We start from the raw sequence: 24822 nt of genomic DNA, 5'->3' as shown, positions 1-24822 counted from the left end.
GAACGGGACCGTTAAGGTCCATAACAGAATGTGCATTGAGCACATCGAGTGAACCGTTTTTACGGCAAACCGTTGATATTACGGTGTATATGTTAACCACGGCGAAAACTGAAGCTTCAAAGCTTAAGGGATCATGATGCAGAACGGCGCAATGAAGGCCTGGCTGGATTCCTCCTATCTGGCGGGCGCGAACCAGTCCTACATAGAGCAGCTCTATGAAGACTTTTTAACCGATCCTGGTTCCGTTGATGATAGTTGGCGTTCAATTTTTCTACAACTACCTACAACGGGTGTAAAACCTGATCAGTTCCACTCTCAAACACGTGAGTATTTCCGTCGCTTGGCGAAGGATCCCTCTCGTTACAACACATCTATCAGCGATCCTGAAAATGATGCCAAGCAAGTCAAGGTGTTGCAGTTAATCAACGCCTTCCGCTTCCGCGGTCATCAACATGCCAACCTTGACCCACTCGGTTTGTGGAAGCAGGAGTCTGTTCCAGACCTTGATCCTGCCTATCACCATCTGACCGAAGCCGATTTCCAGAACACCTTCAATGTCGGTTCTTTTGCTATAGGCAAAGAAACCATGAAGCTGTCTGACCTGTATGCAGCTCTGAAACAGACCTACTGTGGTTCTATTGGCGCTGAATACATGCACATCACCAACACCGAAGAAAAACGTTGGCTCCAGCAGCGTATTGAGTCGGTGGTCGGGAAACCCATATTCAGCGATGAAGAGAAGCGCCGTTTCCTGAGTGAACTGACTGCAGCTGAAGGTTTGGAGCGTTATTTAGGGGCCAAATTCCCTGGTGCTAAGCGTTTCTCTCTGGAGGGCGGCGATTCGCTGGTCACCATGCTGAAAGAAATGATTCGCCATGCCGGTAAAAATGGAACACGTGAAGTGGTTCTGGGAATGGCGCACCGTGGCCGCTTGAACGTATTAATTAACGTGTTGGGTAAAAAGCCGGAAGATTTGTTCGATGAATTCGCCGGCAAGCATAAAGAGCATTTAGGCACGGGTGATGTTAAATATCACCAAGGTTTCTCTTCTGATGTGGAAACCGAAGGCGGCTTGGTTCACCTGGCGCTGGCCTTTAACCCATCACATCTAGAAATTGTCAGCCCAGTTGTTATTGGCTCAGTGCGAGCTCGTCGTGACCGTTTAGATGAGGCGCGCAGCAATATGGTGCTGCCAATCACCATTCATGGTGATGCGGCGATTGCTGGGCAGGGTGTCGTACAAGAAACCTTGAACATGTCTCAGGCCCGTGGCTATGAAGTGGGCGGGACAGTGCGCATCGTTATCAATAACCAGATTGGTTTCACCACCTCGAATCCACTGGATGCACGTTCGACTCAATACTGTACCGATATTGCTAAAATGGTGCAGGCACCGATTTTCCACGTGAATGCTGATGATCCTGAAGCTGTAGCGTTTGTTACCCGTCTGGCGTTGGATTTCCGTAACACCTTTAAACGTGACGTGATGATTGACCTGGTTTGCTACCGTCGCCATGGGCATAACGAAGCCGATGAGCCTAGTGCAACACAGCCAGTGATGTATCAGAAGATCAAAAAACACCCGACGCCGCGCAAAATCTATGCTGACAAGCTGACCGAGCAAAATATCGCCAGCCTGGAAGATGCCACGGAAATGGTCAACCTGTATCGCGATGCACTGGATCACGGCGATTGTGTCGTGGAAGAATGGCGTCCGATGAATCTGCAATCCTTTACTTGGTCACCGTATCTGAACCATGAATGGGATGAAGAGTATCCTAGCAAAGTTGATATGAAGCGGCTGCAAGATCTGGCGCGCCGTATCAGCCATGCGCCAGAAGCCATTGAAATGCAATCTCGGGTTGCCAAAATCTATGGCGATCGCGCCTTGATGGCCAGCGGCGAGAAGCTATTTGACTGGGGCGGTGCGGAAACATTGGCCTATGCCACCTTGGTCGACGAGGGCATCCCGATTCGTTTATCGGGTGAAGATGCCGGGCGCGGTACTTTCTTCCATCGCCACGCGGTGATTCATAACCAGAAAAATGGCTCAGTTTACGTGCCGCTGGCTAACGTACACAGTGGACAAGGTGATTTCCAGGTATGGGACTCAGTGTTGTCGGAAGAGGCTGTTTTGGCGTTTGAATATGGCTATGCTACAGCAGAACCGCGCACTCTGACTATCTGGGAAGCGCAGTTCGGTGACTTTGCCAACGGCGCTCAAGTTGTTATTGACCAATTTATCAGTTCTGGCGAACAGAAATGGGGCCGGATGTGTGGCTTGGTCATGTTGTTGCCGCACGGTTATGAAGGGCAAGGTCCAGAGCACTCCTCTGCTCGCCTGGAGCGCTATCTGCAACTTTGTGCCGAACAAAATATGCAGGTGTGTATCCCATCAACACCAGCACAGGTTTACCACATGATTCGCCGTCAGGCATTACGTGGTATGCGCCGTCCGCTGGTGGTCATGTCACCTAAGTCATTGTTGCGTCATCCATTGGCGGTATCATCACTGGATGAATTGGCTAATGGCAGCTTCTTGCCGGCGATTGGTGAAATTGACGAGCTGGATCCGAAAGGCGTTAAACGCGTCGTGATGTGCTCTGGCAAAGTTTATTATGATTTGCTGGAACAGCGCCGCAAAAATGGGCAAACCGATGTTGCTATCGTGCGTATCGAGCAGCTTTATCCGTTCCCACATCAAGCGGTGCAAGCGGTGTTGGAACAATTTGCTCATGTGCATGATTTCGTTTGGTGTCAGGAAGAGCCGCTGAACCAAGGGGCTTGGTATTGCAGCCAACACAATTTCCGTGAAGTGATTCCATTTGGTGCCTCCTTGCGTTACGCAGGCCGCCCAGCGTCCGCTTCGCCGGCAGTTGGATACATTTCCGTACACCAGAAACAACAACAAGCTCTGGTTAATGACGCGCTGACAGTTGAATAGCGACCGGTTAACACATAAAGGATAGAGAATGAGTAGCGTAGATATTAATGTTCCTGACCTCCCTGAGTCTGTCGCCGATGGCTCTGTTGCAACTTGGCACAAAAAACCGGGCGATAGCGTCAAACGTGATGAAGTACTGGTTGAGATTGAAACAGACAAAGTGATTCTGGAAGTTCCTGCAAGTCAGGACGGCATTTTGGATGCGATTTTGGAAGATGAAGGTGCTACGGTTGTTTCACGCCAAGTGCTGGGCCGCATTCGCCCAAGTGATAGTTCTGGCCTGCCGACAGAAGAGAAAAGCCAAAGCACCGAGTCCACTCCTGCTCAGCGCCAGACGGCTAGCTTGGAAGAAGAAAGCAACGATACCCTCAGCCCGGCGATTCGCCGCCTGATTGCTGAGCATTCTCTGGATGCCGCGGCAATCAAAGGCAGTGGTGTTGGTGGCCGTCTGACGCGTGAAGATATCGAGAGTTATTTGGCAAGCCGCAAGTCGGCACCAGTAGCAGCAGAAACCAAAGTTGAAACCGCAGCACCTGTCGCACCTATCGCGGGCCGCAGTGAAAAACGCGTGGCAATGACGCGGCTGCGTAAACGTGTTGCTGAGCGCCTGCTGGAAGCTAAAAACAGCACCGCCATGTTGACCACGTTTAACGAAATTAACATGAAGCCAATCATGGACTTGCGTAAACAGTATGGTGAGGCTTTCGAGAAGCGCCATGGTGTTCGTCTGGGCTTCATGTCTTTCTATATCAAGGCGGTGGTCGAAGCACTGAAACGCTACCCAGAAGTGAATGCTTCTATCGATGGCGAAGATGTGGTCTATCACAATTACTTTGATGTCAGCATTGCGGTTTCGACGCCGCGCGGCTTGGTAACTCCAGTGCTACGTGATGTAGACACCATGGGTATGGCTGATATTGAGAAGAAAATCAAAGAACTGGCCGTAAAAGGCCGTGACGGCAAACTGAAAGTTGAAGAACTGACCGGCGGTAATTTCACCATTACCAATGGCGGCGTATTCGGCTCACTGATGTCGACTCCGATCATTAACCCACCACAAAGTGCAATTCTTGGCATGCATGCCATTAAAGACCGACCTATGGCGGTAAATGGTCAGGTAGTGATTCTGCCAATGATGTATTTGGCACTGTCCTACGATCACCGTTTGATTGACGGCCGTGAATCCGTTGGTTATTTGGTGACAGTGAAAGAGATGCTGGAAGACCCAGCTCGCTTACTGCTCGACGTATAAAAAAGATAAATGACAAGGTCAGTCTGATTGCAAGGTGTTGATGACCTACCTGCGCGCAATCAGGCTACCTGGAAGGCTTCGGCCCATCTCAGACCTTATATGGATAGAACATCATGAATTTACACGAATATCAGGCAAAACAACTGTTTGCTCGGTATGGCATGCCAGCACCAACTGGCTACGCTTGTACTACACCGCGTGAAGCAGAAGAAGCCGCATCTAAAATCGGTGCTGGCCCGTGGGTGGTTAAATGTCAGGTACATGCTGGTGGCCGCGGTAAAGCGGGCGGTGTGAAACTGGTCAACAGCAAAGAAGATATTCGTGCTTTCGCTGAACAGTGGTTAGGTAAAAAACTGGTTACTTATCAAACTGATGTCCATGGTCAGCCGGTTCACCAAATTTTGGTTGAAGCTGCGACTGATATCGACAAAGAGCTGTATCTGGGGGCGGTTATTGACCGTAGCTCCCGTCGTGTGGTGTTTATGGCCTCCACCGAGGGCGGCGTTGAAATTGAAAAAGTTGCCGAAGAAACGCCAGAACTGATCCACAAAACCGCATTGGATCCGTTGACTGGCCCGCAGCCTTATCAAGGCCGTGAATTGGCATTCAAATTGGGTCTGACCGGCAAGCAAGTTGCTCAGTTCACCAAGATCTTTATGGGTCTGGCAACCATGTTCTTGGAACGTGATTTGGCCATGGTTGAGATAAACCCGCTGGTTATTACCAAGCAGGGCGATTTGGTTTGTTTGGATGGCAAGCTGGGTGCTGATGGTAACGCCTTGTTCCGCCAGTCTGAACTGCGTGAAATGCGCGACCCAAGCCAGGAAGATGCGCGCGAAGCCCATGCTGCACAGTGGGAACTGAACTACGTTGCGCTGGATGGCAACATTGGCTGTATGGTCAACGGTGCTGGTTTGGCGATGGGGACGATGGACATCGTGAAACTGCACGGTGGCGATCCGGCTAACTTCTTGGATGTTGGCGGTGGTGCCACCAAAGAGCGCGTGACTGAAGCCTTTAAAATCATTTTGTCTGATGACAAAGTGAAGGCGGTGTTTGTTAACATTTTCGGCGGCATAGTGCGTTGTGACCTGATTGCTGACGGCATCATTGGTGCGGTTGAAGAAGTGGGTGTCAACGTGCCGGTGGTGGTTCGTCTGGAAGGGAATAATGCCGAACTGGGTGCCAAAAAACTGGCAGACAGCGGTTTGAATATCATTGCTGCGACCAGCCTGACAGATGCGGCTCAGCAAGTTGTAGCGGCAGTGGGGGCTAAATAATGTCTATTTTAATTGATAAAAACACCAAAGTTATTTGTCAGGGTTTTACCGGTAGCCAGGGGACTTTCCACTCCGAGCAAGCGATTGCCTATGGCACAAAAATGGTTGGCGGTGTGACGCCGGGCAAAGGCGGAACCCAGCATCTGGGGCTGCCAGTGTTCAATACAGTACGTGAAGCCGTAGAAACTACCGGTGCCACAGCATCTGTTATCTATGTGCCCGCGCCGTTCTGTAAAGATTCAATTCTGGAAGCTATCGACGCCGGTATCAAACTGATTATCTGTATTACCGAAGGCATCCCGACGTTGGATATGCTGGTGGTCAAAGTCAAATTAGATCAATCCGATGCGCGCATGATTGGCCCGAACTGCCCGGGTGTTATCACCCCAGGTGAGTGTAAGATTGGTATTATGCCAGGCCATATCCACTTGCCAGGTAAAGTCGGTATCGTTTCTCGCTCCGGTACTTTGACGTACGAAGCGGTAAAACAGACGACTGACATCGGCTTTGGCCAATCAAGCTGTGTAGGTATTGGCGGTGACCCAATCCCAGGTTCTAACTTTATCGATATTCTGAAGTTGTTCCAGGAAGACCCGCAAACTGAAGTCATCGTCATGATCGGTGAAATCGGTGGTAATGCAGAAGAAGAAGCGGCAGCTTATATTAAAGAGCACGTGACCAAACCTGTTGTGGGCTACATCGCCGGTGTAACTGCACCAAAAGGCAAACGTATGGGCCATGCTGGTGCCATCATTGCTGGTGGTAAAGGGACTGCGGATGATAAATTTGCTGCGCTGGAAGCAGCGGGCGTGAAAACTGTCCGCAGCCTGGCTGAAATTGGCAATGCCGTGAAAGCGGTATACCAAAGTAATAAATAACATCGAGTGCACTGGTTTCAGTGTTAGTTCGACACCTGAGGCCACCTTGCGGTGGCTTGAGGTTAATGACAAGTAACTTAGTGAGTGAAGGGTTTACCGCACCTCGGGGCACTCCGGTCGCATACGCGACTACGACCCCAGCGGCACGATTCCCCTTCATTTGACTTTGAGAGCACTCTAAGGCCACCTCTCGGTGGCCTTTTTAATGCTCCATCAGAACTTATTCAAAGCAGTGATTAATACAATATCTGTTTGTGCCTGCTGTTTAGCCTGCTTATCACTACTGTTAGAAACCTTTTGCTGCAATACTGACAACGCGGCGCTGTAACTGGCTTTATCTTTAAGCAACTTATCTTGGACATTTATTGATGCAATATTGGTATAGCGGCCATCCGCGGTGGTTGGCACGGCAATTTTGCCATCATTAATCAGTTGCTTAACAATCTGCCGCTCTGTGGCATAGCCCTCTAATCCGACCAAATGCCAGCGTTGTTGAGGTTTTCCCTCATATTTCCCCGCTTTAATCTCTGTGAGGTAACGAATCGTCAGATTGCGGATAGTGCCTTCTTCTTCACCGTATTCGGTTTTGCTGTCCGACAATATCGGGAATGTCCGCCCTTCGAGCACGCCACCTTTTTGTGTCAAATGGCCCATCCGATAGCTGTTCATCCCCAGCTGAATAGGAGTGGTATCCGCCACTGGCGTGCCGTCATTAAGACGCAAGTTGGTGATGCGCGAGCCTACAGGTTGGCGTAAATCAATGGTATAGGTCACGCCAGCAAAGAAGTCGTTGGTGGAGTATTTAGAGGCACGGCGCTGCGGATTAAAGCTGTAAGTGACATCGCCCGGTTTGACTTGATTAAAGTAGCCAGCCGCCCACTCCATATATTGCTTTAACTCTTTGCCAGTCAAAGCATAAACCGTGATTTCACCGCCAGCATATTGATAGTTAAATGCAATGTCTTTAGCCGTGATATCCCCCACATTCATTTTGGGACGGTCATTATCAATTTGTAAGGCGATGACTTGCGCCCGCGGCGCATAATAATGCGCGGCTTCCTGATACAGCGCGCTGATACCTGTGTCTTGCACATGCACCTGAGGAATGCCTTTAATCTCATCCGGTGGTACCAGGTTGCTGCCACTCAATTGAGCAATGACTCGATTTGCATTGGCACGCAAAATGTCGTGGTAGGGCTGATAGATAGCTTCCAGCGCGGTATCTGACTCAATGTCTTTGATGGGATAGGTGTAGCTGTCTTTCTCTATCAGATGATATTTTCCATCACGTTGTTCAAATTTCAGGTCAATACGCGACAGCGCGCGGCCATATTTATCCGGCTCAGTAATAATAACGCCATTTACCACTGCTTTATCAATCTTCACATGCATATGGCCAGCGACGATGGCCGCCAGCTCGGGGTTGGCTTGGGCTATATCGCCGACACCGGTTCCCGGCCGCTGATTTTCATTGTCGATCCCCATATGGGCCACCAGAACAATAGCATCCACCTGAGGTTGGATTTGCTGGATAACCTTTTTCACTTCCTGCACCGGGTTAGTGAAATGGATGCCATTGATGCGAGAGGTGCCCTGAGCAAATTCAGCCGTCATGGGAGTATCCATCCCGATGATGCCGATTTTAACCCCTTGGCGTTCAATGATTTTATAAGAGGGGAGGTAGGGTTTACCCGAATCCCAGAAGATATTGCCCGCCAGCACGGCACCATCGAATTGCTTAACAGAGCTAGACAGCACTTTGAGGCCAAAATCAAACTCGTGATTGCCCATCACCCATGCATCATATTTCAAAGCATTGAAGCCCAGGATCATCGGGCTAATAGGTTCATTTTTGAAGGTTTCAACAAAATTCCCCTGAATAGTATCGCCGGCATCTACCAGAATGATATTCGGTTGTTCGGCACGAATTTCATCCACTTTAGTGGCAATCTGGCTCAGGCTACCCGCCAGATTTTCACTGTCACTGGCATAGTCCCACGGCACAAAAGTGCCATGTAAATCAGAGGTGCCCAAGATGGTTATATCGACCTGTTGCGCGGCGAAAGCGGCCGGGCTGAGACAGAGTAAGCTGGTGAGCGCTAGGTTTTTCATGGTTGAGGATGCAATATTTTATTGAGTAATTGCACTTCATCATGCAACAAAATGGCAACACTTGCGAACGCTTCCCTCAGGATGGACTAATATACTCATATAAAGTGCAGAAATGTGATTTAACTCACCCTGAAAATATTAAATTTAAAAGTTAATCTAGATCGCATAATAACGACGTAATAAAGCATTCGCTAAACTATAAAATTACATTTTATTAACAGCTCGGGATTATATAAAAACAATCAAACTTTTAATTAACATGAAAAAGAATTAATTGTTCTAAATCAACTTTTGAATATGGCAATAATGTTCATATGGGCTTAAATTGCCCTGGATCAAACTACGGCATGATGGGCAAATGGCCTATTTGTTGACCTGTATCCAGAACTCAAAGCTGGGTCACGTAAAATCCTATTTATTGTGTGGGATTAGAAGCGTACTATTACCGCGGTGTAATACTGGGTAGTTGATATTGTTATTTTTGTTGTGTTTTTTTGGGCATTCACTGCGGCTAATAACGAAACTTCCAATATAATGGAGGTTAAGTTGCCGCAAGTCGGAGTCTTCCTGCGAGGAGCAAGGAGTCAAGATGTTTGATATTGTCGAACTGTCACGGTTACAGTTTGCCTTAACGGCAATGTACCATTTCTTATTTGTCCCACTAACGCTAGGTATGGCGTTTATGTTGGCAATTATGGAATCGGTTTATGTGCTGTCTGGCAAGCAAATCTACAAAGATATGACCAAGTTCTGGGGTAAGTTATTTGCGATTAACTTTGCTCTGGGTGTTGCTACTGGTCTGACTATGGAGTTCCAATTCGGGACTAACTGGTCATATTTCTCACATTACGTCGGTGATATCTTCGGTGCCCCTCTGGCCATTGAAGGTTTAATGGCGTTCTTCTTAGAATCTACTTTTGTCGGTCTCTTCTTCTTTGGTTGGGATCGTCTGAGTAAACACCAGCATTTAGCCGTAACTTGGTTGGTAGCTTTAGGCTCTAACTTCTCGGCGCTGTGGATCTTGGTTGCCAACGGCTGGATGCAAAACCCGATTGCATCTGACTTCAACTTTGAAACTATGCGTATGGAAATGCTGAGCTTCTCAGAGTTGGTGCTCAACCCAGTTGCTCAGGTGAAATTCGTTCACACTGTGGCCGCAGGTTATGTCACCGGCGCGATGTTTGTTCTGGGTATCAGCTCTTATTATCTGTTAAAAGGCCGTGATATTCCGTTCGCCAAACGTTCTTTTGCTATCGCTGCGAGCTTTGGTTTAGCTGCCGTGTTGTCTGTTATTGTACTGGGTGATGAATCTGGTTATGAAATGGGTGACGTGCAGAAAACCAAACTGGCTGCCATTGAAGCTGAATGGGAAACCCAGCCACCGCCGGCAGCTTTCACTCTATTTGCGATCCCTAATCAGGAAACCATGGAAAACCGCTTTGCGGTGCAAATTCCATTCGCCCTAGGGATAATTGCAACCCGTTCATTGGATACACCGGTTATCGGCTTACGTGATTTGATGTCTCAGCACGAAGTCCGTATCCGTAATGGTATCCATGCTTACAGTCTGCTAGAAAAATTGCGTGCGGGTAATACTGATCCTGCCGTGCGTGAAGCATTCAGTAAGGCCAAACAAGATCTGGGCTACGGTCTGTTACTGAAGCGTTATACACAAAATGTCACTGATGCCACTGAAGAACAGATCCAGCTCGCAGCACAGGACTCTATCCCACGTGTTCTGCCGCTGTATTTCGCCTTCCGCATCATGGTGGCCTGTGGCTTCCTGATGCTGCTTATCATCGGCCTGTCATTCTATAACGTGGTTCGTGGCCGGATTGGTGAGAAGAAATGGTTACTGCGTGCCGCACTGTTCGGTATTCCATTACCGTGGATTGCAGTAGAAGCAGGTTGGTTTGTGGCGGAATATGGTCGCCAACCATGGGCCATCGGTGAAGTGCTGCCGACAGCAATTGCAAACTCATCGGTCAGTGCAGGAGATATTCTATTCTCCATGGGGCTAATTTGTGGTTTGTACACGCTGTTCCTGGTAGCAGAAATGTACCTGATGTTCAAATTCGCGCGCCTTGGGCCTAGCAGCCTGAAAACTGGCCGCTATCATTTTGAACAGCCGACTGCCCCAGTGCAGGAAGCACGGTAAACAGGAGTCCACTTATGTTTGATTATGAAGTATTACGATTTATCTGGTGGCTGCTGATCGGTGTGCTACTGATTGGTTTCGCAGTCACCGATGGTTTCGATATGGGTGTCGGTATCCTGCTGCGTATCATCGGTAAGAATGATACAGAACGTCGTATTATGATTAACTCGATTGCCCCGCACTGGGATGGTAATCAGGTTTGGTTGATAACCGCGGGTGGGGCGCTGTTTGCGGCCTGGCCAATGGTGTATGCCGCCGCATTCTCCGGCTTCTATATTGCGATGATTCTGGTGCTGGCGGCGTTATTCTTCCGCCCGGTCGGTTTCGATTACCGCTCTAAGCTGGAGGATAATCGCTGGCGCAACATGTGGGACTGGGGCATTTTTGTCGGCAGCTTCGTGCCTGCAGTGGTGTTCGGTGTGGCGTTCGGTAACTTGCTGCAAGGTGTGCCGTTCCATATGGACAGCTATATGCGGCTGTTCTACACCGGTAACTTCTTCCAGTTACTCAACCCGTTTGGCTTACTGGCCGGGGTAGTCAGCTTAACCATGTTGGTCACTCAAGGTGCGACTTACCTGCAAATGCGTACTCGCGGTGAGCTACACCTACGCGCCCGTGCTGCTGCGCAGATCTCTGCATTAGTGATGGGGGTGGCCTTCTTGCTGGCCGGTATTTGGTTAGTCAAAGGTATTGATGGCTTTGTTGTGACTTCAGTGTTGGATACAGCAGCTGAATCTAACCCGATGCGCAAAGAAGTGGCACATCAGGCGGGGGCATGGTTGATTAACTTCAACAAGTATCCAAGCCTGTGGGCGCTGCCAGCACTGGGCGTGATTTTGCCACTGTTCACCATTTTGCTGTCGCGCTTTGAAAAAGGGGCTTGGGCCTTCCTGTTCTCATCACTGACTATTGCCTGTGTTATCTTGACGGCCGGGGTCACCATGTTCCCGTTTGTTATGCCGTCAAGCACCGTGCCAAATGTTAGCCTGACAATGTGGGATGCAACATCTAGTCTGTTAACGCTGAAAGTGATGACCATTGTTGCGATAATCTTTGTTCCTATCATCCTGATTTACACCAGTTGGTGTTACTACAAGATGTTTGGGCGCATTGATAAAGACTTTATCGAAAACAATAAGCATTCACTGTACTAAGGAGCATAAAGCATGTGGTATTTTGCCTGGATTCTAGGGACACTTCTGGCCTGCTCCTTTGGTATCATTACTGCTCTGGCGCTGGAGCAGAGTGAAGCCAATGCAGCAGCGAAAGCCGCTAATAATGGCAAAGATGATGTTGTCCGATAAGCTATATTTCCTCATGGACAAGGGCCCACTCCGGGCCCTTTCACTGCTGCTCGCCTTTGCTGTGGCTTTCTGTGTGTTTTGGGACCCTACGCGCTTTGCGGCGGCCACCAGCTCACTTGAGGTTTGGCAAGAATTCTTTATTGTGTGGGCCGTGTGTACCGGTGTGATTCATGGCGTCGGTTTTCGTCCAAAACGGGTGTGGTTGCGAGCTTTTTTCTCACCACTTCCCGCAATTGTGATCTTGGGCGCGGGATTATTCTACTTTTTTGTCTAATCTTGCTGCGTTTCGCCTAATCTGAACACAATCTCTCCTTTATGGGCCGCCTGGCCCATAATTATTTTCGTTCTATTCTCGCAAGTGATTCCAAAGCTTAGCGCTCTTCAGTATAGTGTGTCCGTTAATTGCATTACTGGGAAGTAGAGTGAGTAATACGTTGTTTCGATGGCCGGTACGTGTCTATTTTGAAGACACTGATGCTGGTGGCGTGGTTTACCACGCGCGCTACGTTGCCTTTTACGAAAGGGCGCGCACTGAAATGTTGCGCCAACGCAATTTTCACCAGCAGCAATTGCTCAGTGAGCATGTCGCTTTCGCTGTCCGCCGCATGACGGTAGAATATCTGGCGCCTGCACGTCTTGATGATATGCTGGAGGTTCAGAGTGAAATTACCGCAATGCGTGGAGCTTCTCTCACGTTTGCTCAACGAATTCTCGACTCACATGGCAATCTTCTGAGTAGTGCAGAAGTATTGATCGCATGTATCGATCCACACCAAATGAAGCCAAGAGCGCTTCCTAAGTCTATTGTCGCGGAGTTTAAGTAGTGGCTGACATGAACATTCTGGATTTATTCCTGCAGGCAAGCCTATTTGTTAAGCTTATCATGCTGGTATTAATGGGCTTTTCTATTGCTTCCTGGGCGATCATCATTCAGCGAACGCGTATTCTGAATGCTGCGACCCGCGATGCAGAAGCTTTCGAAGACAAATTTTGGTCTGGCATTGAGCTGTCTCGCCTGTATCAAGAAAGTCAGGCTCGCCGCGATACGCTGGGGGGATCCGAGCAAATCTTCCATTCCGGGTTTAAAGAGTTTGCGCGTTTACATCGTGCAAACAGCCATGCACCCGAAGCGGTGATTGACGGTGCTTCCCGTGCCATGCGCATCTCGATGAATCGTGAGTTAGAAGCGCTAGAAACACATATTCCGTTCCTGGGTACTGTCGGCTCAATCAGTCCGTATATCGGCCTGTTTGGTACAGTATGGGGGATTATGCATGCCTTTATTTCTCTGGGGGCAGTCAAGCAGGCGACATTACAAATGGTCGCACCGGGTATTGCAGAAGCACTGATTGCTACGGCGATTGGTCTGTTCGCTGCTATCCCTGCAGTTATGGCTTATAACCGCCTGAATTTGCGAGTGAATAAACTTGAGCAAAACTATGACAACTTCATGGAAGAGTTCATTGCTATTCTGCATCGTCAGGCTTTCGCCAGCGCCGAGAGCAAATAAGTAGGGGGTTGTATGGCGCGAGTACGTGGTCGTAAACGGCGCGAGCTTAAGTCTGAAATTAACATTGTTCCCTTGCTCGATGTTTTGCTGGTGTTATTGCTGATTTTTATGGCGACAGCACCGATTATTACGCAAAGTGTTGAGGTGGACTTACCTGATGCGACGGATTCGAAAACTGTCTCCAGCGATGATAATCCTCCGGTGATTGTCGAAGTCTCAGGTGTAGGCCAATACTCGCTGGTGATTGACCATCAGCGCATGGAGCAACTGCCCTCAGAACAAGTCGTGGCAGAGGCGCAAGCAAGATTGAAAGCAAATCCGAAGACCGTGTTCCTGATTGGCGGGGCAAAAGAGGTTCCTTATGATGAAATTATTAAGGCCCTAAATATGCTGCATCAGGCTGGAGTAACGTCGGTGGGCTTAATGACTCAACCGATATAAATTTGCGTTGATATTGACTGGGTTGATAGTCACTTCAGTCAGTAGCGACCCTGTTTTTGGCAGTTCCGTTTTTTAGCAATAGAGCGCGGACATCGAGTGTGGAAATCGAGCGTGGGTAAGGCAACCGAGCAAAATGATAAGCTGAATCGCGCTGTTATAGTGTCGGTGGTTCTGCACATCATATTGATTGCCCTGTTGATTTGGGGCTCTCTGACGCAGACGACTGAAATGGGCGGCGGCGGTGCTGGCGGTGAAGTTATTGACGCCGTCATGGTCGACCCAGGTGCGGTGACAGAGCAATATAACCGTCAGCAACAGCAGCAGACGGACGCCAAGCGGGCGGAACAGCAACGCCAGAAGAAAGCCGATCAGCAAGCAGAAGAATTGCAGCAAAAACAGGCGGCTGAACAACAACGACTGAAAGAATTGGAAAAAGAGCGTTTGCAAGCACAAGAAGATGCTAAGCAGGCGGCTGAAGAAGCGAAAAAACAAGCTGCAGAACAGCAAAAAGAGGCGGCTGAACAACAGAAAGCGGCCGCTGCCGCGGCGGCAAAAGCAAAAGAAGAACAAAAGCAAGCTGAGGCTGCTGCGGCTCAGGCCAAAGCAGAAGCCGATAAACTGGTGAAAGCGCAGGCCGAAGCGCAGAAGAAAGCCGAAGCTGAGGCCAAAAAAGAGGCCGCTGTCGCCGCTGCTGCGAAGAAACAAGCTGATGCTGACGCGAAGAAAGCGGCAGAAGATGCGAAAAAGGCTGCCGAGAAGAAAGCTGCTGCGGATGCTGAGAAGAAAGCCGCCGCTGATGCTAAAAAAGCTGCTGCGGCTGAGGCTAAGAAAAAGGCCGCCGCAGAAGCGGCTGCGGCAACCGATGTCGATAGTTTATTCGGTGGCTTGGCAAACTCCAAGAATGCGCCGAAAAGTGGCTCAGGTGCAGGCGCTGCTGCTGCCGGTAAAGGCGGTGGTAAAAAGAGCGGGGCATCCGCCGGTGATATCAGTGGCTATCAGGGCCAGGTAACCGCCGCGATCCAAAGTAAATTTTATGATGCAGATCTTTACAAAGGCCGTACCTGTAATCTGCGAATTAAATTGGCACCAGACGGTCTATTAATTGATGTTAAGGCGGAAGGAGGAGACCCGGCACTGTGTCAGGCCGCCATCGCCGCAGCCAAACTTGCTAAAATCCCTAAACCTCCAAGTCAGGATGTTTATGAAGTGTTTAAGAATGTTCCACTTGATTTTAAACCGCAATAAAGTTTGATTGACAGGGATATAACGTTGTTAATCAACCATGGATTATGTAGTTTTGTTTGCGTTGGTTTGTTAAAATTCTGCTAATTATCGCGGGCATCCCGCTCGGATAAGGGAGATAAGATGAAGCAGGCATTTCGAGTTGCGCTAGGCTTTTTAGTTTTATGGGCGGCGGTGTTACACGCAGAAGTTCGCATTGAGATTACCCAAGGGGTAGACTCAGCCCGTCCAATTGGGGTTGTTCCATTCAAATGGATGGGGCCAGGTACACCACCAGAAGAAATTGGCGCTATTGTCGGCGCGGATTTACGTAACAGTGGTAAATTTAACCCAATTGATGCGGCACGCATGCCACAACAACCTTCCACAGCGGCTGAAGTTACCCCCGCAGCTTGGACGGCGCTGGGCATTGATGCCGTGGTTGTCGGCCAAGTTCAGCCAAGTGCTGATGGCAGCTATGTGGTTTCTTACCAGTTAGTGGATACTTCAGGCTCAGCCGGCAGTGTTTTGGCGCAAAATCAGTATAAAGTGACCAAACAATGGTTACGTTATGCCGCGCATACTGCCAGCGACGAAGTATTTGAAAAGCTGACCGGGATTAAAGGCGCTTTCCGTACCCGTATTGCTTATGTAGTGCAAACTAACGGCGGCAAGTTCCCTCACGAATTACGTGTTTCTGATTACGATGGCTACAATCAGTTTGTGGTTCACCGTTCTCCGGAGCCTTTGATGTCACCAGCTTGGTCAGCAGATGGCAGCAAAATTGCTTATGTTACTTTTGAGAGTGGCAAATCAGCGCTAGTTATTCAAACGCTGGCGAATGGCGCAATTAGACAAGTGGCTTCATTCCCACGTCATAACGGTGCACCAGCCTTCTCACCAGACGGCACCAAACTGGCCTTCGCTTTGTCTAAAAGCGGCAGCTTGAACTTGTATGTTATGGACTTGGGCTCTGGCCAAATTAGCCAAGTGACTGATGGCCGTAACAATAACACTGAACCAAGCTGGTTCCCGGATAGCCAAAATCTGGCTTATACCTCGGATCAGGGCGGGCGTCCACAAGTGTATAAAGTGAATATTAATGGCGGTGCGCCACAGCGAATCACGTGGGAAGGTTCTCAGAACCAGAACGCAGATGTGAGCCCTGACGGTAAATTCTTGGCATTGGTGAGTTCCAATGGCGGGGCACAACACATCGCCAAACAGGATCTAGAAACGGGAGCCGTTCAAGTATTAACGGACACGTTCCTGGATGAAACGCCTAGTATCGCGCCTAACGGCACCATGGTTATCTATAGCTCGACACAAGGGCTGGGAGCCGTGTTACAGCTGGTCTCGACTGATGGGCGTTTCAAAGCGCGTCTTCCGGCAACTGATGGACAGGTCAAATCTCCTGCCTGGTCGCCGTATCTGTGATGCATGTGTAAATACGTATGTATGGCAAACTATAAAAAAGGATCAAAGAGATGCAACTGAACAAAGTGCTAAAAGGGCTAATGTTGGCTTTGCCAGTTCTGGCTGTAGCAGCTTGTAGTTCCAACAAAAGCGCAAATAATGACCAATCTGGCATGGGCGCTGGCACTGGTACAGAAAACGGCAGCAACCTGTCTTCCGAAGAGCAAGCGCGCCTTCAGATGCAAGAACTGCAAAAGAACAATATCGTTTACTTCGGTTTCGATAAATACGATATCGGTTCTGACTTCGCTCAAATGCTGGATGCACATGCTGCATTCCTGCGTAGCAACCCATCTTACAAAGTTGTTGTTGAAGGCCACGCGGATGAACGCGGTACGCCAGAGTACAACATCGCGTTGGGCGAGCGTCGTGCAAATGCAGTGAAAATGTATCTGCAAGGTAAAGGCGTTTCTGCTGACCAGATCTCTATCGTTTCTTACGGTAAAGAGAAACCAGCAGTATTGGGCCATGACGAAGCAGCGTTCGCTAAAAACCGTCGTGCAGTTCTGGTTTACTAAGAGAATCGCATGAACAGTAACTTCAGACGTCACTTAGTGGGTCTGTCGTTACTGGTTGGCGTAGCGGTCCCATGGGCCGCTACTGCCCAAGCGCCAATCAGTAATGTCGGCTCCGGCTCGGTAGAAGATCGAGTCACGCAACTTGAGCGTATTTCTAACGCTCACAGCCAGCTATTAACTCAACTTCAGCAACAACTGTCTGATTCGCAACGCGATGTTGATAGTTTACGCGGTCAGATCCAAGAAAATCAGTATCAGCTCAATCAAATTGTTGAGCGGCAAAAGCAGATTTACCAGCAGATGGATTCTCTGAGTAGTGGTCAGGGGGCATCTACTGCAGCGTCTGCGGCGACTGGCGCTGCGACAGATAATACAGCGGCAGGAACTGATACTGCAGCTTCAGGCGCAGCTAGTACAGCAGCACCTGCAGCAAATACTGGTGATGAAAATAGCGATTATAATGCAGCCGTTTCACTGGCTCTTGAGAAAAAGCAATATGATCAAGCGATCACTGCTTTCCAAGGTTTTGTGAAACAGTATCCAAAGTCGACTTACCAACCTAACGCCAATTATTGGTTAGGTCAGTTGTATTACAACAAAGGTAAGAAAGACGATGCCGCATATTATTATGCTGTTGTTGTAAAGAATTATCCGAAGTCGCCAAAAAGTTCAGAGGCCATGTTTAAAGTTGGGGTGATCATGCAGGATAAAGGCCAAAGCGATAAAGCGAAGGCGGTTTATCAACAAGTGATCAAGCAATATCCCAACACTGATGCTGCTAAACAGGCACAGAAACGTTTATCTGCTCTTTAGCCTTTTTCGAGCCCAGGAATTGGTCTTATTGACTAATTTCTGGGCTTTAGCGAGCGAAGAACAAGCAGTTAGACGTCTTTACAGAAATTTAAGTTGCACTGTGAAGAGAAATTAGTAATATATGCCGCCGTTGCCAAGACAACTTGTAAAACGTTAAAGCAGCAGGAAATTATAGTCCGCAGTAAACATAATGGGTCGTTAGCTCAGTTGGTAGAGCAGTTGACTTTTAATCAATTGGTCGCAGGTTCGAATCCCGCACGACCCACCATAATGTTTTACAGAAAAGAGTAAGCAGTACCGCATGACAGCGGGTCGTTAGCTCAGTTGGTAGAGCAGTTGACTTTTAATCAATTGGTCGCAGGTTCGAATCCCGCACGACCCACCATTCTTTCGCAGTTTGGTTTGAATGTAAGAAGTTGAAATCATCGAATAGATATTCCTCTTCCTGTTTTGTCTAAAATGCCTCGAGTAGAATTTATTCCGCACGCCTGGCACTGAATCGTCATCAAATAGTAATACATAATGGGTCGTTAGCTCAGTTGGTAGAGCAGTTGACTTTTAATCAATTGGTCGCAGGTTCGAATCCCGCACGACCCACCATTATGTCAGCATTATCAGGGTATCAAATCGCAGGGATGAGAACCGTAAAGGTTTGAGCCGAGCCGAGCGAAGCGAGACAGCAACGCGCAGCGTTGACCCAAAGGGCGAGTCCGCAGGATAAGTCATCCCGCATGACCCACCATTATGTTTTACAGAAAAGAGTAAGTAGTACCGCATGACAGCGGGTCGTTAGCTCAGTTGGTAGAGCAGTTGACTTTTAATCAATTGGTCGCAGGTTCGAATCCCGCACGACCCACCATTCTCTCAAGTATCGAAATATCCCCCCAGACTCAGAAGCCGCATACTACACAATAATCGTGTGGGTGAGACCTGCATTCAGGTTCGCGCCGAGCGAAGCGAGACAGCAACGGGGCAGCGTTGACCCGCAGGGCGAGTCATCCCGCATGACCCACAATCATTCCCCCAGCCAATCTTTTCCCTCGCACTCATTTCACTCAAAAATCTTTTTATCCCCTTCTTATCCTCAATATCCCCCCTATAATCCTCTAATATCCTTTCCGTGACTTAATTTCTCCTCTCATTTTTAACTCCATTAAACATTTTTGCCATTATCAGACAAAATTGAGCGACTTTTTGCTAGATATTGAGTATTTTGTTTAGGATAAAAAACAGACCAATTCTGCTAGCAGCCTCAAAGGTATAGTGGCTTCGGAATAACGGGCAATTAGAGATGTGAGCGATGAGCGAAACTTTTGATGTAAATGCGGCTATTTATCCTTTCCCTCCGCGACCTGTCCCGCTGGATGTGGATCAAAAAGCTTTTTACCGTGAGAAAATTAAAACACTGCTAAAGCAACGTGATGCCGTGTTAGTCGCTCACTACTATACCGATCCCGAAATTCAGGCATTAGCTGAGGAAACCGGCGGATGTGTCGCTGACTCACTGGAAATGGCGCGTTTTGGTAACAACCATCCGGCCTCAACTCTATTGGTAGCTGGCGTGCGTTTTATGGGCGAAACGGCCAAAATACTCAATCCTGAAAAACACGTATTGATGCCAACCCTTAATGCCGAATGTTCGCTGGATCTCGGTTGCCCGGCGGATGAATTTGCGGCATTTTGCGATAGCCATCCGGAGCGCACTGTCGTGGTGTATGCCAATACCTCGGCGGCAGTAAAAGCCCGAGCCGATTGGGTTGTGACGTCCAGTATTGCTGTGGAGCTCATTGAGCATCTCGATAGTCTGGGCGAGAAAATAATCTGGGCGCCAGACCGCCATCTGGGAAGCTACGTACAGAAAAAGAGTGGCGCGGATGTATTGTGCTGGCAGGGCGCTTGCATTGTCCATGATGAGTTTAAAACCCAGGCGCTGGCCCGGATGAAAGCCTTACATCCCGATGCTGCGGTGCTGGTTCACCCGGAATCGCCACAGGCGGTGGTCGACATGGCCGATGCGGTAGGTTCAACCAGCCAACTGATTCAGGCGGCCAAAACATTGCCACAGAAAAAACTGATTGTGGCAACGGATCGGGGCATTTTTTACAAAATGCAGCAGGCTTGTCCGGAAAAAGAATTATTCGAAGCCCCCACAGCCGGCGAAGGGGCCACCTGCCGCAGTTGCGCGCATTGCCCGTGGATGGCGATGAATGGCCTCAGGGCGATTGCTGAGGGCCTGGAGCAGGGTGGGGTGCTGCATGAGATACATGTTGATGAACAATTGCGTCAGCAGGCGCTGATCCCCTTGAATCGCATGTTGGATTTTGCCAACCAGTTGAAGTTGCAGCTTAAAGGCAATGCTTGAGTGGTCAATGGCACCTAGTTCTCTAATTTTTATTCTCTCTTGAAAAGGGCTGGCAGATGGATTTTTTCAGTACAAGCAACATATTGGTACATATTCCGCTGGGAGCGGGGGGATATGACCTTTCATGGATAGAAGCAATAGGGACGCTGTTTGGGTTGCTGTGTATCTGGTTTGCCAGCAAAGAGAAAATCATCAATTACCTGTTTGGCCTGATTAACGTGACATTGTTCGCGGTGATTTTTTTCCAGATTCAGCTCTATGCTAGCTTGTTATTGCAGCTGTTTTTCTTTGTTGCCAATCTCTATGGCTGGTATGCCTGGAGCAAACAAACTCCCGATAATCAGGCTGAGTTGCAAATTCGCTGGTTATCTTTGCCGAAAGCATTGGCTTGGGGCGCGGTGTGTGTGGCGGGTATCGCCTTGATGACATTGCATATTGATACTGTATTTGCCTGGCTGACCCGTGTGGCGGTGACGGTAATGCAAAGCTTGGGAGCTAATGTCCAGCTGCCAGAGTTGCAGCCAGACGCTTTCCCATTCTGGGACTCGACCATGATGGTTTTATCCATTGTGGCGATGATCTTGATGACCCGTAAGTATGTGGAAAACTGGCTGATTTGGGTTGTCATTGATGTTATTAGTGTGGCAATTTTTGCCTATCAGGGGGTTTATGCCATGGCGCTGGAGTATGTGTTATTGACCCTGATTGCGCTGAACGGTTCTTGGCTGTGGATCAAGAGTGCGGCGCGAAATCATTCACGCCCACTGTCTACTCAAAGTGATTAATACTGCGGGCCAATAGCTGTTGATGGCAGGTCAGTCAGGCAACGTTTTACCGAGTAGTCGCCTGACTGTTGCCATCAATGATGGTGATGGTGTTCTCCGGCACTAACGGTTTGATGAATGCCACAATCTGGTGCTTTACAGTGCTGGTATTCCATCTGAATAGTGGCATGGCCAATATTGTATTGATGCAGTAGATGGTGCTGGATCCGTTGTAATAGCTCATCATTATCCTGCGGCGGGATCACCTGCACATGCAGTGTCATCAACCGCTGGTCGCCCACTTGCCATAAATGGACGTGATGGACATTTCGCACTTCATAGATGCTGGTGCATAGATCTTTGCGCAGTTTGTCGATATCAATCTCTTGTGGTGCGCCCTCCAACAGTTCGTGAAAACTTTCTTTCAACAACCGCCAGGCACTGCGCAGCACTAATATCGAGACTAAAACAGACAAAATCGGGTCAATGGGGGTCCAGCCAGTGGTCAGAATAACTACTGCGGCGACGATAGCCCCGACAGAACCTAACAAATCCCCCATTACATGCAAGGCAGCGGCGCGCACATTGATATTTTTTTCCTCTTCACCGCGATGAAGGATCCAAAAACAGAAAATATTGGCGCATAACCCGGCAATAGCGATGATTAACATCGGCAGCCCCATCACTTCATGAGGGGTGAAGAAACGCCGTACAGCCTCCCAAAAAATCAGCACCACAATCAACAATAATGCGGCGGCGTTAACAAAAGCCGCCAATGTGGTGAGGCGCAGATAACCAAAGGTATGGCGAGAGTCCGGTTTGCGCTGAGAGAAATGCACTGCCATTAGGGCGATAAATAGCGCCGCAGAGTCTGTCAGCATATGTCCGGCATCCGCTAACAGCGCCAGTGAACCAGATAGCCAGCCACCAATGGCCTCGGCGACCATAAACACGGTAGTGACAGCGAAAGCTATCAACAGGCGCTTGCTGTTGCTGTCTTGCGGGAAAAACGATGATGCCGACATATTTATCCTTTAATCATAAAAGGTGTACCAGGAGCGAAAGCTCTCTATACATGTTAACCCTGATAGGATTTCATTCAATGATTGATACGTATTATAGATAATGGCCACATTGTTGTTTATCCGTACTGACCCCTAATGCAATAAAGTAGATTTACAGCGTTCAATTCACCAGCTAAATTGGTAGCAATATGCGTTGTGCGATGACCGTCACAAGACTTAATGGAAGAGCTATGAATTACCTGAATGATGACCTACGGATTAATGAAATTAAGGAACTCCTGCCCCCTGTCGCGCTGTTAGAGAAATTTCCAGCCAGTAACAATGCCGCAGAAACCGTCGCTAAAACTCGCACAGCTATTCACAATATCCTGCGCGCTCAGGACGACCGCTTGTTAGTGGTGATTGGCCCATGCTCAATTCATGATACTGAAGCGGCCAAAGAGTACGCCGTTCGCTTGCTGGCATTGCGTGAAGAGCTACAAGGCGAGCTGGAAGTGGTGATGCGGGTGTATTTTGAAAAGCCGCGTACCACGGTGGGTTGGAAAGGTCTGATTAACGATCCACACATGGATGGTAGCTACGACATCAATGATGGTCTGCGGATTGCGCGCAAGTTGCTATTGGACATTAACGAGAGTGGTTTGCCAGCGGCGGGGGAGTTTTTGGATATGATTACCCCGCAATACTTGGCTGACCTGATGAGCTGGGGAGCAATTGGTGCTCGCACCACTGAATCACAGGTTCACCGCGAATTGGCCTCTGGTTTGTCATGTCCGGTTGGTTTTAAAAATGGTACCGATGGCACAATTAAAGTGGCTATCGATGCTATCAATGCCGCCAGTGCGCCACATTGCTTCTTGTCCGTGACTAAATGGGGCCACTCAGCGATTGTGAACACGGCGGGCAATGATGATTGCCATATTATTCTGCGTGGTGGCAAAGAACCCAATTACAGCAGCGCCCATGTTGCAGCGGTGAAAGAGGGGTTAAGCAAAGCAGGCCTAGAGCCACAAATCATGATTGATTTCAGCCATGCTAACAGCTGCAAACAGTTTAAAAAGCAAATGGAAGTCGGAACCGATGTGTGCCGCCAGATTGCTCAGGGTGAAAAATCCATTATGGGTGTGATGATTGAAAGCCATCTGGTGGAAGGTAACCAAAATCTAGAAAGTGGCGACCCACTGACTTACGGCAAAAGTGTCACAGATGCTTGTATTGGCTGGGAAGACACCGAAGTATTATTGCGCCAGCTATCCAATGCAGTTAAAGCCCGTCGCCAGTAATTTGTGTATAGACCAATAAAAACCCCCGCCATTTCAGATGCGCGGGGGTTTTTTAATGGTTTAATCAAGAATGATTACTTGGCTTTACCCTGATTAGCCACCGCTGCTGCTTTCGCCGCGATTTCATCAGCATTACCCAGATAGTAGTGTTTGATTGGTTTGAAGTTTTCATCAAACTCATACACCAATGGCACGCCAGTTGGGATGTTCAACTCAAGGATTTCGTCTTCGTTCAGGTTATCCAGATATTTAACCAGTGCGCGCAGCGAGTTACCGTGGGCGGCGATAATGACGCGCTCACCGCTGGCAATACGTGGCTTGATAACTTCTTCCCAGTAAGGGATAACGCGCTCGATAGTCAGAGCCAGACTTTCAGTGGTTGGCAGCTCAGCATCCGTTAATTTTGCATAACGTGGGTCATGGCCTGGGAAGCGCTCATCACTTTTATCCAGCGCCGGCGGGGTGATAGCAAAACCACGACGCCACAATTTAACTTGATCATCACCATATTTAGCCGCAGTTTCTGACTTATCCAGACCTTGCAGTGCGCCGTAATGACGTTCGTTTAGCTTCCAGGTTTTTTCCGTTGGCAGCCAAGCTTGATCCAATTCGTCCAGGATGCTCCATAAGGTGTGGATAGCGCGTTTTAATACTGAGGTGTAGGCGAAATCAAAAGTAAAACCTTCGTCTTTCAACAGCTTGCCCGCTGCTTTTGCTTCGGTGCGGCCTTTTTCAGATAAATCAACGTCATACCAACCGGTGAAGCGGTTTTCGTTGTTCCATTGACTTTCGCCGTGACGTACCAGAACCAGCTTTGTTACTGCCATAGTTCAAACTCCTCAGATGACTAATTTATTCAATGATAACTATTATCATTATATTGCTGGATTGCCACTGACAGCAATCGTTTGTGTTTAACCATAGCCAATTTTTTGCGTTAGTGTAAGGCCAGATGTCGAATCGATTCGACTAAATGAATTTAGTCCTTGAAGTTGCACGAGTAATCACTGCGACCTCAAGGACTATGGGGATGAAAGGAATTGAAGAGGGCGTTAGGCTGCTTTTTTCAAACAAGTGCTCATAAAGGTTTTGCGCTCATCACCTTTTAACTCTTTGGTGGCCGCTTCTGCATTGCAACTTTTCATTTTTTGCTGTTGTGGCGTGAGAGCTTTTTCATCAGGATGAGCCTGTGTTTTCAAACATTGGCTCATGAATTTCTTGCGTTCATCGCCTTTCAGGGATTGAGTACTGGCCTGCTGATTACAGTCGGTCATTTTTTTCTGTTGCGCGGCCTGAGCCGGTGACGGTGTTTTGGCGGTATTGGCCGCCATGACGTTTGCGCTGAGCAGTAATCCGGCTGAAAATAGCCATAAGGTAGTTAGACGCATATGAGTTCCCTGTATTGAGGCACTGTTTATATAAGGAAAATTGGATTCTGCGCGGCGTCAATATAGTTGCCTAACAGATGCTGTTAAGCGTAG

22 protein-coding genes, 4 tRNA genes and 2 other RNA genes are annotated in these 24822 nt (G+C 48.7%); 24 read left to right on the top strand and 4 right to left on the bottom strand.

Features of this window, described 5'->3' with window-relative positions:
* Positions 1–136 precede the first annotated feature (136 nt).
* The 4 genes from sucA (at position 137) to sucD (ending at position 6354) form a co-directional block, all read left to right on the top strand.
* Positions 137–2944: a 2-oxoglutarate dehydrogenase E1 component gene (gene sucA, locus D5F51_RS12630; RefSeq protein ID WP_129199341.1), complete on the top strand. Its 2808-nt coding sequence runs from the start codon at positions 137–139 to the stop codon at positions 2942–2944.
* A 28-nt stretch (positions 2945–2972) separates the two neighbouring features.
* Positions 2973–4196, top strand: coding sequence for a 2-oxoglutarate dehydrogenase complex dihydrolipoyllysine-residue succinyltransferase (gene odhB / locus D5F51_RS12625; RefSeq protein WP_129197119.1), 1224 nt, complete (start codon positions 2973–2975; stop codon positions 4194–4196).
* Positions 4197–4309: 113 nt separating this feature from the next.
* A complete protein-coding gene (gene sucC / locus D5F51_RS12620) occupies positions 4310–5476 on the top strand; it encodes an ADP-forming succinate--CoA ligase subunit beta (protein WP_025377610.1) in 1167 nt (388 codons plus the stop codon).
* The gene (gene sucD, locus D5F51_RS12615; RefSeq protein WP_025377611.1) at positions 5476–6354 is read left to right on the top strand and encodes a succinate--CoA ligase subunit alpha; all 879 of its coding nucleotides are present in this window, start codon (positions 5476–5478) and stop codon (positions 6352–6354) included. The genes sucC and sucD overlap by 1 nt, the downstream gene beginning before the upstream one ends.
* A 213-nt stretch (positions 6355–6567) precedes the next feature.
* Here the strand turns inward: sucD and D5F51_RS12610 are convergent, their stop codons facing one another.
* Complete coding sequence (locus D5F51_RS12610; RefSeq protein ID WP_129197117.1) at positions 6568–8466, bottom strand: bifunctional metallophosphatase/5'-nucleotidase; 1899 nt, start codon at positions 8464–8466, stop codon at positions 6568–6570.
* A 589-nt stretch (positions 8467–9055) separates the two neighbouring features.
* On the opposite strand from D5F51_RS12610, the gene cydA reads away from it, so the two are divergent.
* The 19 genes from cydA to pnuC all read left to right on the top strand — a co-directional run bounded on the left by cydA (position 9056) and on the right by pnuC (position 21054).
* Positions 9056–10624: a cytochrome ubiquinol oxidase subunit I gene (gene cydA / locus D5F51_RS12605; RefSeq protein ID WP_129197115.1), complete on the top strand. Its 1569-nt coding sequence runs from the start codon at positions 9056–9058 to the stop codon at positions 10622–10624.
* A gap of 14 nt (positions 10625–10638) precedes the next feature.
* Complete coding sequence (gene cydB / locus D5F51_RS12600; RefSeq protein WP_025377614.1) at positions 10639–11778, top strand: cytochrome d ubiquinol oxidase subunit II; 1140 nt, start codon at positions 10639–10641, stop codon at positions 11776–11778.
* Positions 11779–11790: 12 nt separating this feature from the next.
* Positions 11791–11928, top strand: a complete 138-nt coding sequence (gene cydX, locus D5F51_RS12595) for a cytochrome bd-I oxidase subunit CydX (RefSeq protein ID WP_005165495.1) — start codon at positions 11791–11793, stop codon at positions 11926–11928.
* Positions 11915–12202 (top strand): cyd operon protein YbgE, encoded by a 288-nt coding sequence (gene ybgE, locus D5F51_RS12590; protein WP_025377615.1) that lies wholly within the window; start codon positions 11915–11917, stop codon positions 12200–12202. The genes cydX and ybgE overlap by 14 nt, the downstream gene beginning before the upstream one ends.
* A 148-nt stretch (positions 12203–12350) precedes the next feature.
* Entirely contained in the window at positions 12351–12752 is a 402-nt protein-coding gene (ybgC, locus tag D5F51_RS12585) for a tol-pal system-associated acyl-CoA thioesterase (RefSeq protein ID WP_005165498.1), read from the top strand.
* Entirely contained in the window at positions 12752–13438 is a 687-nt protein-coding gene (gene tolQ, locus D5F51_RS12580; RefSeq protein ID WP_025377616.1) for a Tol-Pal system protein TolQ, read from the top strand. The genes ybgC and tolQ overlap by 1 nt, the downstream gene beginning before the upstream one ends.
* 12 nt (positions 13439–13450) lie before the next feature.
* On the top strand, positions 13451–13879 hold the full coding sequence (gene tolR, locus D5F51_RS12575) for a colicin uptake protein TolR (RefSeq protein WP_004712292.1): 429 nt from the start codon (positions 13451–13453) through the stop codon (positions 13877–13879).
* A 111-nt stretch (positions 13880–13990) separates the two neighbouring features.
* On the top strand, positions 13991–15124 hold the full coding sequence (gene tolA / locus D5F51_RS12570; RefSeq protein ID WP_162301736.1) for a cell envelope integrity protein TolA: 1134 nt from the start codon (positions 13991–13993) through the stop codon (positions 15122–15124).
* A gap of 120 nt (positions 15125–15244) precedes the next feature.
* Complete coding sequence (tolB, locus tag D5F51_RS12565) at positions 15245–16537, top strand: Tol-Pal system beta propeller repeat protein TolB (RefSeq protein WP_129197111.1); 1293 nt, start codon at positions 15245–15247, stop codon at positions 16535–16537.
* Positions 16538–16587: 50 nt separating this feature from the next.
* Positions 16588–17094 (top strand): peptidoglycan-associated lipoprotein Pal, encoded by a 507-nt coding sequence (gene pal / locus D5F51_RS12560; RefSeq protein ID WP_005278500.1) that lies wholly within the window; start codon positions 16588–16590, stop codon positions 17092–17094.
* A 9-nt stretch (positions 17095–17103) separates the two neighbouring features.
* Positions 17104–17907, top strand: a complete 804-nt coding sequence (gene cpoB, locus D5F51_RS12555; RefSeq protein ID WP_025377619.1) for a cell division protein CpoB — start codon at positions 17104–17106, stop codon at positions 17905–17907.
* A gap of 192 nt (positions 17908–18099) precedes the next feature.
* Positions 18100–18175, top strand: a tRNA-Lys gene (locus tag D5F51_RS12550).
* A 41-nt stretch (positions 18176–18216) separates the two neighbouring features.
* A tRNA-Lys gene (locus D5F51_RS12545) sits at positions 18217–18292 on the top strand.
* Positions 18293–18431: 139 nt separating this feature from the next.
* Positions 18432–18507: transfer RNA gene (locus tag D5F51_RS12540), tRNA-Lys, on the top strand.
* A 13-nt stretch (positions 18508–18520) separates the two neighbouring features.
* A non-coding RNA gene (locus D5F51_RS12535) (RtT sRNA) lies at positions 18521–18649 on the top strand.
* A 41-nt stretch (positions 18650–18690) separates the two neighbouring features.
* A tRNA-Lys gene (locus D5F51_RS12530) sits at positions 18691–18766 on the top strand.
* Between the two features lie 44 nt (positions 18767–18810).
* Positions 18811–18922, top strand: a non-coding RNA gene (locus tag D5F51_RS12525) — RtT sRNA.
* Between the two features lie 285 nt (positions 18923–19207).
* Positions 19208–20269 (top strand): quinolinate synthase NadA, encoded by a 1062-nt coding sequence (nadA, locus tag D5F51_RS12520; RefSeq protein ID WP_025377620.1) that lies wholly within the window; start codon positions 19208–19210, stop codon positions 20267–20269.
* Positions 20270–20325: 56 nt separating this feature from the next.
* On the top strand, positions 20326–21054 hold the full coding sequence (gene pnuC / locus D5F51_RS12515; protein ID WP_087769238.1) for a nicotinamide riboside transporter PnuC: 729 nt from the start codon (positions 20326–20328) through the stop codon (positions 21052–21054).
* Between the two features lie 74 nt (positions 21055–21128).
* Here pnuC and zitB read toward each other — a convergent pair whose 3' ends face one another.
* Positions 21129–22058, bottom strand: coding sequence for a CDF family zinc transporter ZitB (zitB, locus tag D5F51_RS12510; protein ID WP_129197109.1), 930 nt, complete (start codon positions 22056–22058; stop codon positions 21129–21131).
* A gap of 230 nt (positions 22059–22288) precedes the next feature.
* Here zitB and aroG point away from each other — a divergent pair, with 230 nt between their 5' ends.
* Positions 22289–23341 (top strand): 3-deoxy-7-phosphoheptulonate synthase AroG, encoded by a 1053-nt coding sequence (gene aroG / locus D5F51_RS12505; protein ID WP_025377623.1) that lies wholly within the window; start codon positions 22289–22291, stop codon positions 23339–23341.
* A 74-nt stretch (positions 23342–23415) separates the two neighbouring features.
* Here aroG and gpmA read toward each other — a convergent pair whose 3' ends face one another.
* Both gpmA and D5F51_RS12495 read right to left on the bottom strand, forming a co-directional pair.
* Complete coding sequence (gene gpmA, locus D5F51_RS12500) at positions 23416–24168, bottom strand: 2,3-diphosphoglycerate-dependent phosphoglycerate mutase (protein ID WP_025377624.1); 753 nt, start codon at positions 24166–24168, stop codon at positions 23416–23418.
* Between the two features lie 225 nt (positions 24169–24393).
* Positions 24394–24729, bottom strand: coding sequence for a PsiF family protein (locus D5F51_RS12495; protein WP_129197107.1), 336 nt, complete (start codon positions 24727–24729; stop codon positions 24394–24396).
* Between the last annotated feature and the right edge of the window lie 93 nt (positions 24730–24822).

This window comes from Yersinia hibernica (assembly GCF_004124235.1).
Classification (GTDB): Bacteria; Pseudomonadota; Gammaproteobacteria; order Enterobacterales; family Enterobacteriaceae; genus Yersinia; species Yersinia hibernica.
The sequence above is the reverse complement of the archived record's forward strand: the minus strand, read 5'-3'. Positions and strand labels throughout refer to the sequence as shown.